General features: G+C 50.4%; 7 protein-coding genes and 1 tRNA gene. 5 read left to right on the forward strand and 3 right to left on the reverse strand.

The features are described 5' to 3' along the window. The first annotated feature begins 392 nt into the window (after positions 1-392). From MXE39_RS02025 to dapB, 3 genes are all read left to right on the forward strand, one after another. Positions 393-2,435, forward strand: coding sequence for a DNA repair protein RecN (locus MXE39_RS02025; protein ID WP_246976716.1), 2,043 nt, complete (start codon positions 393-395; stop codon positions 2,433-2,435). Between the two features lie 472 nt (positions 2,436-2,907). Beyond that, positions 2,908-3,444: a GNAT family N-acetyltransferase gene (locus tag MXE39_RS02030; RefSeq protein WP_246976712.1), complete on the forward strand. Its 537-nt coding sequence runs from the start codon at positions 2,908-2,910 to the stop codon at positions 3,442-3,444. Then, positions 3,438-4,214, forward strand: coding sequence for a 4-hydroxy-tetrahydrodipicolinate reductase (gene dapB / locus MXE39_RS02035; RefSeq protein WP_246976709.1), 777 nt, complete (start codon positions 3,438-3,440; stop codon positions 4,212-4,214). The genes MXE39_RS02030 and dapB overlap by 7 nt, the downstream gene beginning before the upstream one ends. 444 nt (positions 4,215-4,658) lie before the next feature. Here the strand turns inward: dapB and MXE39_RS02040 are convergent, their stop codons facing one another. Then, on the reverse strand, positions 4,659-6,272 hold the full coding sequence (locus MXE39_RS02040) for a methyl-accepting chemotaxis protein (RefSeq protein WP_246976705.1): 1,614 nt from the start codon (positions 6,270-6,272) through the stop codon (positions 4,659-4,661). A 2,114-nt stretch (positions 6,273-8,386) separates the two neighbouring features. Here MXE39_RS02040 and MXE39_RS02045 point away from each other — a divergent pair. Next, positions 8,387-8,593 (forward strand): hypothetical protein, encoded by a 207-nt coding sequence (locus MXE39_RS02045; protein ID WP_246976703.1) that lies wholly within the window; start codon positions 8,387-8,389, stop codon positions 8,591-8,593. Positions 8,594-9,187: 594 nt separating this feature from the next. Here the strand turns inward: MXE39_RS02045 and gdhA are convergent. Beyond that, positions 9,188-10,540, reverse strand: a complete 1,353-nt coding sequence (gene gdhA, locus MXE39_RS02050; protein ID WP_246976701.1) for an NADP-specific glutamate dehydrogenase — start codon at positions 10,538-10,540, stop codon at positions 9,188-9,190. Between the two features lie 923 nt (positions 10,541-11,463). Here gdhA and MXE39_RS02055 point away from each other — a divergent pair. Then, positions 11,464-11,553: transfer RNA gene (locus MXE39_RS02055), tRNA-Ser, on the forward strand. Positions 11,554-11,788: 235 nt separating this feature from the next. Here the strand turns inward: MXE39_RS02055 and rbfA are convergent. Beyond that, entirely contained in the window at positions 11,789-12,262 is a 474-nt protein-coding gene (rbfA, locus tag MXE39_RS02060; RefSeq protein WP_246976699.1) for a 30S ribosome-binding factor RbfA, read from the reverse strand. Positions 12,263-12,585: the final 323 nt, after the last annotated feature.

A 12,585-nucleotide genomic window follows, 5' to 3' on the forward strand; every position in this document is an offset into this window, starting at 1 on the left:
CATAGTCCGGCCGCCATGGCTGGCCATGGCAGCCGCACGAACGTGGCCTGCGTATCCAGATGGCTGTCGTACGGTCAGCGGATACAGGACGGCTCTATCAGCAGGTCAGCGCCCATGGCTGTAGCATGTGGGCTGAGGGCAGCCTTGCTTGAATGGGCAGCTGTAATAACCATCTGACTGGCATGCCTGGTGGTAAGGGGAGCATTGCAGTTAAGGGGCTGCTCTAAATATTTTTTTACCTGGTTATGATAAATTTGTAATCCAGAAAAAGGCCGATTCGGATTAGAATTAGCATTCACTGCACCGCAGGGTGCAGGCGCGCACTGCAGCCCGGCGGGCTGTTCGATCATTAAGGGGCTGAGCCAGCGCAGCAGCCCGATCGCGGAGCAACCATGTTAGAACAACTTAAATTGAGCAATCTTGCCCTGTCAGTTCAGGCCGAAGTAGATTTTACTCCCGGCATGATCTGCATTACCGGTGAGACAGGTGCCGGCAAATCCCTGGTGGTTGATGCCCTGGGACTGGTGCTGGGCTCAAAGGCTGACGCCAATATGGTCCGTCAGGGAGAAAAGCAGCTGGAGGTTTCAGCTCAGTTCTCCATTGAAAATAATGCCCGCGTTATAGGCCTGCTCGGAGAGTACGGCTTTCTTGATGACAAGGTGCCATACGGATCGGCAGCTGCCCGTGCTGCAGCGGCCAATGCCCGACCTCAGACCACCATACCAGCAGATCTCAACGCCCTTGCCCACCACAGCCATGCAGCCACGCCCGACCAGGCACAGGCTTATGGCCAGGGCCCGGCCCCGGCCCAGGGCCAGCCAGAGCCGGAGTCCGTTGCTGCTGGCACTGAAGGATCAGCAGGATTATCCATGACTGCCCAGGCATCAGATGCCCCGGCAGGTGCTGATGAAACAGCAGACACTGCGGCAGCTGCTGCTGTGGCTGCAGCTGCTGAGGCTGAGGCAGCCGCCATGACATGTGACCAGGCTGACGGCCAGGCTGTAGGTCTTGAGATGCTGTCCACAGCTGAAATATGTGGAGACCTGGTGCTGCGACGCGTGGTTACAGCTGAGGGCAAGTCCAAAGCCTATATCAACGGTCATATGGCTACCCTGACCCAGCTGCGCGACCTTGGTGAGCACCTGGTTGCCATTCATGGTCAGCACGCCAGTGTCCGCCTTATGGATGAAAAGCATCAGCTTGAGACTGTAGATAACTTTGGCAAGCTCCGCCCTCTGGTAAATGAGGTCAATACCGCCTTTAACAATTACCAGAAGCTGCGCCAGGACCTGGTAAAACTCTCTGATCTGCAAAAGCAGGGAGCTGCTACCTACCGTCAGGATCGCTATGACCTTGAGGAATTACGCCGCCTTGATTTTCAGGAGGGTGATTATGAAAACCTTGAGGCCATGTTTGACCGTGCCATGCATCAGGCTCAGTTCAGCTATATCCTGGCTCAGTTCCGGGCCATAGTAGAAGGTGGCGATTCCAATGTAGTAAGCATATTGCGTGAGCGCCTCATGGAAATGGACAAGGTCAAAGCCTTTGACCCTGATATTTCCCGCATTATGGAAAATATTGAGTCGGCCATTCTCCATCTTGAAGAAGGCACCAGCATTGCCGAGGATCTGGCATCCCAGGGCATGGAAATGAGCACCAATGAGCTCGAGGGCAAGATGAGCAAGGCTCATGACCTGGCCCGCCGTTTCTCCTGTCTGCCACGTGAGCTCTATCTGATGAGCGATCGTATTGAGCGCAAGGTAACTGAGTTCCTTGGACTTAAAGACCGCATCACTGCCATGACAGAAGAAGTGCGCAAGGCCCGTGCAGAATATGAAGCTGCAGCCTCACGTCTGTCCGAGGCCCGTATAAAAGCCGCAGCTGAGCTCTCAGCCAGCATCTCAGGCAAGATCACCACTCTTGCCATGCCTGATGCCCGCTTTGACATTCAGATTCGCCGTGATGAGGAGGGTCGTCCTCGCCTGGGGGGCCGTGACGAGCTGTGCTTTATGTTCTCAGCAAACCTGGGACAGGACTTGCGCCCTCTGGCCGCTGTTGCCTCAGGCGGTGAGCTCTCACGCCTTGCCCTGGCCATTGAGGTGCTGACAGCCTCAGTCAAATCCACCCCTACTCTGATTTTTGATGAGGTCGACACCGGTATCTCCGGACGCACCGCCTCAGCTGTAGGCGACCTGCTTCAGGAGCTGGGGCAGTACGTTCAGGTCATTACCGTAACCCACCTGCCTCAGGTAGCGGCAAAGGCTCACACCCAGTTTGTAGTGGCCAAATTCAATGAGCAGGGCGGAGTTAACTCCACCATAACCATGCTCGACAGCGAGGGACGTATCGAGGAAATCTCCCGCATGATTGGAGGATCGGTCATTACCGAAACCACCCGCCGCAGTGCCTACGAGCTGCTCAACGAAACTCTCTGACCTGTTGCTCTCAGCCCCCTGAATACTCAGGCAGCCCCATAAGGAACCTCAGGGCTCAATAAGGCACAGCAGCCCCCTCCATAATGAGATGCAGGCTCCATAAGTAACCTCAGGGCCCACATAAGGCACAGCAGCCCCCTCCATAATGAGATGCAGGGTCCATAAGGAACCTCAGGGCTAAATAAGGCCCCCACAGGCCCATTGAGCGCCAGCCTGACCTCACGTACCTGAAGATGACAAAGCCTTACTGTCCGTTACCGGGCAGTAAGGCTTTGCTGTTTTTGCACCAAAAGGGCTCAGTATTCTTATAAGTTAAGGGCTGAACGGCATTTTTGAGACATTTTGGGGAAAAATTTTTACAATAGAACTTGCCTGAAAGACAGCAACTGCTGTGCAGCATGCCAGGATCCTCAATCTGGCTGCATATTCAGAACGGAACTGTAAATACAGTGCACCAGGCAAGGAAAGTGATTTGGACATCAGCAGGAACTCAATGATCACAGCTGACAGAGACGTAACCAGTAATACCCAGGGACGCTTCTGGAACATACGCCCTGCCCGCAAGGAAGATGTGGCCCTCTTTACCGCTGTAGAGATGCGTTCCATTCCTTTTGAGCGCCGACTTGAAGGACCAGGTTACACCCTGCCCGAGCTTACCAGAGTATGGACCCAGCGTTTTCGCTCGGGCAAATACACCATACTGGTAGCTGTTGACAGAAAAGACGACAGCCGGGTTATGGGCTTTCTTGGAGCTCAGATTCCTGAGTTCAGAGAAGCCTATATCAATGCCCTGTATATTGACCCTCCCCATATGAGAAAGGGACTGGCATCCGCTCTGCTGCTTACCTGTGAAACAGTTTGCTATCTCAACCACTGCTCAAGGATCAAGCTGTGTGTTGAGCCTATGAATACCTCAGGCATACGCTTTTATCTCAAGCATGGATTTACCAAAACAGACGAGAAAGTTCGCCATCTAAATGTCTACGTAAAGGAGTACTCTATATGCTGAAAGTCTGCATCGTCGGTATTTCAGGCCGCATGGGACACGCTATTTTTGAATGCTGCCAGGGACTGGAAGGATATAAGGTTGTTTCCGGAATCTCCAGGAGTGACTCTCAGATTCCTCTCGGTTTTAATGGTGAACTGGTCGACTCAGTAGAGAAGCTCACCGCTGCTCCTGATGTTTTCATCGACTTCTCTCGTCCTGACTGCTCCTTAAAGGTTCTGCAGTATGCCCGTGAAAACGGCTGCTCCGTAGTGCTGGGTACCACTGGCTTTACAGATGAGGAAAAGAGCCGTATCAACTCAGCTGCCAGCGCTGTTCCTGTAGTATTTGCCGCCAACTTCTCCGTAGGCGTGAATGTCATTCTGGCCTTAATTAAGAAGACCGCTGCCATCATGCAGGATGCTGACATTGAAATCTTTGAGGCCCACCACCGCTACAAGGTAGATGCGCCTTCCGGCACCGCACTTGCCATGGGTGAGGCTGCTGCTGAAGCCCGTGGCGTCAAGCTCAAGGACGTCATGGTTGCAGGCCGCAATGGCTTTACCGGTGAAAGACAGTACGGCACCATAGGCATCAGCTCCATTCGTGGCGGCGACGTGGTAGGCGAGCACAAGGCCCTGTTCCTGACCGACGGCGAGCAGGTTGGCATCGAGCACGTAGCTACCTCACGTGCCACCTTTGCCCGTGGCGCTATCCGCGCCGCCAAGTGGGTTACTGGCCGCAAGCCAGCCCTGTACAACATGAACGAAGTACTGGGCCTGGACAAGATCTAATCCCGACGCAGCAACTGCAGCTCCGGCAGCATGCCGCGCTGCCCAGGGTGCGCCACGTGCAGCCTGTCCACGCCAGAATGCCGCCCGGCCGCGCAGGGCGGCAGCCAGTCAGCCCCAGGAGGCAGCCCGGCCCCGCCGCACAAGGCGGCTTTCCGGCTGCTCCAGGCGGCTGCCCGGCCCGAAACACTGAAGGTCACCTCCATGGTGACCTTTTGTTTTTTCAGGGTCCGGTCAAAGTCAAAGGACAAAAAAGAGCCCATATTTATGGGCTCTCAGGTGAAAGTTAATCTTTAATAAATAACAGGACACAGGGCCTGCGGCGCCCCGCTCTGAGCGCTGCCTGCAAGGCCGGAGAGCGGCCGTCTGCAACCTTGCACCTGCTCACAGCTGGCGCCGGGATCTGGCTCAGCCAGGCTGTGACGTAACTGAGCCCACTGTCGGCCCTTACAGCTTGAAGCGGCCGATCAGCGCCTTGAAGCTCTCAATCTGATTGAATGAGTTGTTAACCAGTTCGCTGGTTTCCTCAGCAATCTTGGCCACATCCCTGGTGGTGTTGGTCAGTTCCTGCATGGAAGCGGAAATTTCGTTGCTTGAAGTGCTCTGCTCTTCAGCTGAGGCAGCAATCTGAGAGATCTGGTTGTTTACATTCTGTACGTTATTGAGAATGTCATTTAAGACGTGGTCAAGCACAGAGGTGTTTTCAGCAAGTGCAGTAATGCCAGTAACAGAGCGGCCCATGGAATCATTGGCCTCATTGGCTACGTTTACCATGCGATCCACCTTGTCGGTAATCTCACTGGTAGAGGAGCTGGTACGGCTGGCCAGAGCACGAACTTCATCGGCAACCACGGCAAAACCACGACCAGCCTCACCGGCACGGGCAGCCTCAATGGCAGCGTTAAGAGCCAGCAGATTGGTCTGGGCAGCAATCTCATCAATGGTATTTACAATGCTGTTAATGCTGCGTGACTGGTTAACCACCTCCTCAATCTGCTTTCCATTGGTCTTGGTAATTTCAGACTGCTCATAAATGGCATTAATGGATTCCTTGGCCTTGGTCATACCCTCAGCAGTCTTATCTGCAGAGGTCTGGGCAATGGAAGCAGCCCGATCGCAGTTCTTGGCAATTTCTTCAGTGGTAGCTACCATCTGATTGGCCGCTGCTGCTACTGTGATAGAGCGATTTTCGGTTTCGGCAGCATGTTGCTCAAGACGCTCGGCCAGAGCGCTGGCATGATGCATTTCCTCTGCAAGGTTATCTGCAAGATTAACCAGATTATTGATATCACTCGACAGATTGACTCGCAGACTCTCAAGGGATCTGGTGAGGTAACCAAATTCATCGTTGTACTTGCTCTGAGCCGGAACAGAAAAGTCCTGCTCCTCAAGACGCTTGAGATCCTGAATTACCATGAATACAGCGCTCTTGATATAAGAGGAGGTCATCATGGCAATAATCAGGGAAAAGATTACAGCCAGAACACTGATTGCCAGAACAATATATACAGGAGTGTCCTCTGCAATGCTGTCCACCTGACGGAATACTTCAGTAAAGAAACCATTGCTAAGGTACTGGAACTTGGCTTCCATATCAGAAAAAACAGGCACCAGCTCATTGGCATAGACGAAGATAGCCTCACGGCCCTTATCATCGCGCACGAGAGGAACTACACGCTGCTCAAGAATATCAAGCAGTTTGGCAGCATCACGCTTAATTCCGCCAATTTCATTTGGGTAGCTGCCAGGAACCAGAGCATCAGCATAACGTCTGAAATTGCTGGCCATGGTAGTCATTTCCTGTACGGTAGGAGCCTTAAAGCCGTACTCCTTGGCAGAACAGAAAATAAACAGTGACTTCTGCAGCTTACGTCCGGCATCGTTAACACGGCTGATTCGCTGATAACGCTCCTCAAGGGTCCAGTGCACGTATGTAGCTACTTCCTGAGACCTTTTCATGGAAACAAGAGCTGAACCAGTAATGGTGAGGGTGAGGATAATAAGACAGCTGAAGCTCAGCAAAAGCTTTACCTTGATAGGAAGCCTGAAATACCAACTCATAACGACAATCCAGAATAGTTGATCACAACAAAATAACTGTGCGCAAGGCACAGCCTTAACTGCAGAAGCTCCCACCACACAGTAATAAATAAAGGGAATCAGGACATGCTCTCTGAAAGATCTGCGTCCTCCTCTCCTGTATGAAAACAAACTGAGACAGGAGACAGATGCCGCACATCAGACAGCAGCCTGATATATCTGCAGAAATCCTTTCTACAAAATTAAAGAAACCTTTTGACCTTTGGCCCTTACCGGCAAGCTGTTTAATCACCAGGTACCGAAAAGACCATCCTGCCAGCCAAAAAGCAAAGTAAAGTAAATAAAGAAAAGCGCACCTGGCCTTACCTGGTCATACCGCGCCCCGAACTCAAAACGGAGCCGCGACTGTAGCGCAGCGCTCCGGGCCGTTGCCAGAGCATGCCTGTCCCGCGTATTGAGGCCTGCATGAATGCAAACTTTTGTTGCCAGCAGGAATTACCAGAACGATAAAGCTCCTTGCCAGGTCAGGCATCAGGTTGCGGCGCGCACAATCAATAAACTTCAGGCACCAGCAAAATTAAAAGCAAAAAACAACAGAACATCAGCACATTGAAGCATGTCTGACCAGCATGAAAATCACGCTTAGGCAGCACCAGCTGATGCTCTTTCAATTTGACGTATCAGTCATTTAATACCTCCCTTTTCTGATATTTAAGCCATTTAACACCAGCACCAGAAACTTTTGGGGTGCAACAGGGCGACCGTGCCTGTACATTGCAGGCATGGCAAAAATCGTGGGATGCAGGCTTACCTGTCCCATGGTGCGTAGAAAAGGGAAAAAAGAAATGAAGATCTGCCTTTTGTCTGTCTGACAGATGCGCTGCTGTAACCAGTCAGAGCGCTCAATCGCAGCATGAATTAGTCATGCAAAATACTCACAGTCCTCGCGACTGTAATTTGGTCCCTGACAGGCAGGGACTGGCAGGCACCAGGAAATTCCAGACCTGCATGCCTGTTACATAAAACTGCTGTATACGGATTTGTCTGTCCAAAAACAGCTCAACTATGCCTGAATGCATAAGCTGCATAAGGACCTCCATATCAGCCACTCCCCACACCCGCACAGTTGCGCATGTCAGGAGGCAGGGCTCTATGGAGCCAGACACGGCATGATATACAAGGGGACCACACCGCTGTTACTTTCAGAAATTGCTCCAGGTGTTCACCGGCTCTTCAATGAACCGGCATGTTCCAGAAATCTTCTGTACCCTGCTTTGACAGGTATCAGAGAACATGTTTGATTTGCACGTACTGAAATGTTCAGCAAAGCACTTGTCTACAAGTAAACATGCGATCAGACAATGCGCCTTACTGATGCAACAAATCAAATTAGCTTTTCAAAAACACCGTATTTATAACGATTTGCCACAATGCGCAGGTATACTGCGCCTGCTGTATCATCTGCTTATGAGGTGTTATTGATACAGCTTTCCATGTAATTTGACGAATAATGATTAGCTATTTATAGCATCACAAAAAAATTAAAGCTACATCTATAGATTGTTATAGTGAGCTTGATCATGTACCCATAATGACCCACCACGCAGGAATGCCGCTTTGCGCAAAACAGATGAAAAATATTTGCATCTTGCAAATCAGATTCACCTGTATAAATTCATAAAAAGTTTCAGCCCCCTAATCAAAAAGTACCACCACAAAACAAATTGCGCGAAGCATAAGCTAAACCACGTACCACCGGCATCCAGGAAAACATGAGCATCTACAGTGCGGACTTGATACAGACCGAATATACACATATTCCTATCTATAAGAAAAGACACTCCCCCACCAAAAGTACCTGTAGAAAGTACTGCCAGCTTCCCTCATCAGCATCCGAAATTCCACTAACCCTAAACATCACCCATACCCCATATCCATAGCCATATCCATAGCCATATCCATGCCTCGTCCCCGTCAGCTTCGCCCATCACCATGACACGCTACTACTGACCCTTGCCCCCAGCAAATCACTACGAACAGCCCCAGGCCACTGCAGATGAAGCAAGCAAAAGGACTGAAGTAACTCCCCGTCAGCTGACAGGAAATTTGGATATTACAGGGATCGCCATAATTAGATGAACACGCCTGCAAACAGCCGGGCTAAAAGCACAGACGATAAAACAAGAGCTAACGGAATCAAAGAAATTTCGGAAATGTACGAGCAGTCGCAAGGCACCTCCCAATACCCATGTAAAACGCTATACGCTTTGCAGCAGGCCATCACTGGTAATGCCTTGCAAGCCATGGAAAAACTGGGAGGAGCAGCTGCCTGCGAAATTTAATAACTGAAACACGCACTCTTGTCGCGATTAATCGCCTCAACCTGCCAATTCAGAAGTAAAGAACTCTGACACGCAAACCTGAATGACACTTTATAAAGTAATTTACAGAGATTTACTGATTATGGCATGCATCGGGTAATGAACTTATAGTAAGGCAGCATTGGACTGGTCAAGGCGTTATTGGAAAATACTGTCTCAGCATGGATTTGATGCAAGCGAGAGAGCTGAATAAATTTCTGAATTTAATGTGCTGTGCTGGCAGGACTGAAGGATGTGATGCGCTGGGCGCAGTGAAGTATGTGATGTGCAAGGCGTAGTGAATGACGTGATATGACTAAATCATATGGGATGAAATGGTATATGACGGGATGGGAAGGGGCACGATGAATTGGATTGGATTGGATTGGATTATATTAGATTAGATGAGATGAGATGAGATGTGACTGGACAGGAAAGGATTGGACGTTAGAAGCCATTATGGCTGCTGGTCAGCCCTTGAAAAGCTAAGAGCCCAGGCTGCCGGAAAGTTTCCGGTGGCCCGAGCCCTCGCTTCAATCTTTTGCTCAGCTGATCAGGTCAGCTGAATATGGCTGATTAGAGTACACCCTGAGCAATCATTGCGTCAGCTACCTTACGGAAGCCGGCGATGTTGGCACCTAATACCAGGTTACCCTCTTCACCGAACTCACGGGCAGTTTCAGCAGCATTACGGTGGATGTTAACCATAATCTCGTGCAGCTTGGAGTCAACCTTCTCGAATGACCAGGAAGTCATGGAGGCGTTCTGCTCCATCTCAAGCTGGGAGGTAGCTACACCACCGGCGTTGGCAGCCTTGGCTGGGCCGTAGGCAATCTTGGCAGCAAGGAAAGCGTTGATGGCATCGATGGTGGATGGCATGTTGGCGCCTTCAGCAACACACTTACAGCCGTTGCTTAATAAGGTCTTGGCATCTTCGAGGAAGAGCTCGTTCTGGGTGGCACATGGGAATGCAGCATCACATGGAACGGTCCATACAAAGTGTCTGCCCTCTGGATACTCAGAAACAGGAACATACTTGGCGGTTGGAACCAGCTCAGCGTAACGGGTTAAGGAGGCGCGCTCAACTTCCTTGACCTGCTTTAAGATGTGAACGTTGATACCATTGGTGTCGTAAATGGAACCACGGGAGTCAGATACGGTTACTGGCTTGGCACCTACCTGGTAGAGCTTCTCACAACAGTAGATGGATACGTTACCGGCACCGGAAACAGCACAGACCTTGCCCTCAAGAGAGTCACCACGCTCCTTGAGCATTTCCTGAGCGAAGTAAACAGTACCGTAACCGGTAGCCTCAGTACGGGCCAGGGAACCACCCCAGTTGAGACCCTTACCGGTTAATACACCCTCGTAGGAGGTGGTGATGCGCTTGTATGCACCGTACAGGTAACCAATCTCACGGCCGCCTACACCGATGTCACCAGCTGGTACGTCAATAGTGTTGCCGATATAGCGATAGAGCTGAACCATAAAGGCCTGACAGAAACGCATAACTTCGTTGTCAGACTTGCCCTTAGGATCGAAGTCGGAACCGCCCTTGCCGCCGCCGATAGGGGTACCGGTTAAGGAGTTCTTGAAGATCTGCTCAAAGCCTAAGAACTTTAATACGCCCTCGTTAACGGTTGGGTGGAAACGCAGGCCGCCCTTGTAAGGACCGATAGCAGAGTTGAACTGAACACGGTAGCCACGGTTTACCTGAATCTCACCCTTGTCATCAACCCATTGTACAAGGAAGTGGATAACACGCTCAGGCTGAACGATGCGCTCCAGGATCTTATTCTTCTGGTAGGCAGGATTCTTGTCGAGAGCAGGCTGTAAGGTACCTAATACCTCTTCAACGGCCTGTAAGAATTCTGGCTGATAGGAGTAACGAGCGGAAAGCTCAGAGAAAACCTGCTGTGAATAAGACATGGAAAGTCTCCTGTTTAATTGCAAGATTGAAGTCGATGGTGATAATTTACGCGCCCCGCCCCTATGGGGCAATAAAAATATGAATCAGGCCCCATAATTCCTGAATTAAGCACCATAAATGAAAATTATCGCACCAATTTGGACGCGGTTTTTCAAGATCAAAATTAAGTCAAAAATCACGCCCTCGCCAGGACAAAATAAAGTCAAACATTATATTTATCAGAATAGAGAATCTAAATATTTCCGCACAGAGCATCATTGACACTCAATTTCCCCCAGATCGACTCTAAAATTACGCTTCAAAAACAGTGCAGCAAAACCATCATAATGTGAGCAATATCCCCCAAATTTCTGAGATACAGCTCTCACCACCTCTCCAAAATTGATCTCCAAATGACAGCAACAGTCCTCACATTCATAAACATCAGTGCCAGATGCCCCAATTAGCTGCAATCCATCGACAACGTCAGCCGCTATACCCCCTGGCTGCAAACCACATGGCGGCAACACTGATGACTTTCAGCAACAAAGCCCATCCTGCCCTGCCCCGCCCTGCCCTGAGTAAAAATGCAGCTGAAGCTGCATCTCCATGCTGAGCCCTCAAACCAGGCGCACAAATCTAAATGAGAGCCTGCCCACTGCATACTGCTGTGCTTTATCCTGTGATCAGTCAGGGCACAGGTGCTGCTGCAGACTCAGTCACAGGCTCTGCCGCAGATTCAGCCACAGGTTCTGCCACAGACTCAGGGCACAGGCACTGCCGCAGCCCCAGGCACAGGTGCTACATCTGACTCACTCCTTAAACGAGACATAGTGGACGGTAAATCCCCGACAAAAGCCTGTATGCAGGCGCGGTGAACCCTTTTTACCTGTTTTTCTTGCATATCAGTTAAAACCAGGTATAATGTGCGCAAAACCGATGCGGATGGATGGCAGAGCGGTTGAATGCAACGGTCTTGAAAACCGTCGAGGATTTGCGTCCTCCGTGAGTTCGAATCTCACTCCATCCGCCATCAGGATTCAAAAGGCTCAGGCCTTTTATTTTTTGCCCGCCCCATAGATACATAAAAGCAAAAAATGAAACCCCAAAAATCAGCAATAATCAACAAAAAACCCTCCGATCTGTACAGAAAGGAGGGTTTTTTCATTGAAATGCAGCGAAAAATCCAGGTTTAAGAACTTTTTCTCAGTAGCTGGAAATTTCTTCAAACTTGCTATGACAGCTGAGTTTTGCTCTCTTCAAAAGATTTATAAAGTGTCTTTGTCAGAGTTGCCGTCATCAGCCCTGTTGCTGTTGCTGTCATCATCCTGATCATTGTCATAATCAGGATCGTCGTAGTCCTCATCTACCCTGAGGCCTGGCTCATCTGAATCACCAAGCCCCCTGGCAATAAGGGCATCGATACGCATGCTTTCCTTAATCAGGGTATCAAAGCTGAAAGTGATTTTAGGCATGTAGCGCATCTTCAGGCGGGAGGCCATGGTAGAGCGGATATAGCCCCTGGCCTTATCGAGCACCTGCATGGCCTCGCTGACCTTGTCCTCACTGTCATCAATGAAGGATACGAAAATGGTTGCATTACGCAGATCAGGGGCAACACGGACCTCAGTCACTGTGGCCATCTGAATGCGCGGATCCTTAATTTCAGTTGCAAGAATGCGTGAAGCCTCACGTAATAACGAAGAGGCAATACGCTCATTGCGTCCATAACTTTTTGCCATAAGCTTTTCTCCACGACCCACGTAGTCCTACGTTGGTGTATTAGTGGTTACGGGCCTGTTTCCGGTCATTTCACGCTGTTAAACCAGCAATTAGCCGCAAGGCTCATGCACTTGAGCATTGCCAGCCTGTGGCTGGCCCTGCTGCTTACATGCTCTGCAGTACTCAGGACAGCCCCTGGGTTGGGCTTAGCCTGATGCTCAGCTGCATGTTGAGCCACTGCATGATGTATGCTGCTAAGTAGCATGCAGGTCAGCTGCAGCAGCAGAATTGCAGGATGCTAAGCTGCAGGTGCAGGCTTGCAGGATGCACAGCAGCATAATAC

This window comes from Anaerobiospirillum sp. NML120511, assembly GCF_023050955.1.
Taxonomy (GTDB): Bacteria; Pseudomonadota; Gammaproteobacteria; order Enterobacterales; family Succinivibrionaceae; genus Anaerobiospirillum.